Below are 405 nucleotides of genomic sequence, written 5' to 3' on the forward strand. Positions count from 1 at the left end.
TGGTTGATTGCTTAACACGCTCTATAAAATAATAAAAAATGTTATTTGATTGAATATCTACTTATTATAATTTTACATAACACTTATCGTCATAAAAGGATTTATTATGCGACTTCTCACAGCAGTCGACCAGTTGTTTCTACTTCTTGAGTCGCGTAAACAGCCCATGCACGTTGGTGGGCTGTTTGTATTTGAATTACCAGACAATGCGGATAGCGACTTTGTCTATCAATTGGTAAAACAAATGCAAGAGTCTGATGTACCGCCTAGCTTTCCTTTTAATCAGGTACTTGAGCATTTAGCCTTCTGGAAAAAAGACAAAGACTTTGATGTTGAGCATCACTTGCATCATGTCGCGTTACCAAGTCCTGGGCGCGTACGTGAATTATTGATGTACGTCTCAAG

Annotated in this window: 1 protein-coding gene; it reads left to right on the plus strand. The window is 38.0% G+C overall.

The window, feature by feature from the left end:
- Positions 1 to 106: 106 nt before the first annotated feature.
- A partial coding sequence (locus tag SB725_RS30220; RefSeq protein ID WP_410923026.1) for a wax ester/triacylglycerol synthase domain-containing protein occupies positions 107 to 405 on the plus strand: 299 nt, incomplete at its 3' end.

It is taken from the genome of Pseudomonas sp. SIMBA_041 (assembly GCF_046535095.1).
GTDB lineage: Bacteria > Pseudomonadota > Gammaproteobacteria > Pseudomonadales > Pseudomonadaceae > Aquipseudomonas > Aquipseudomonas mucoides.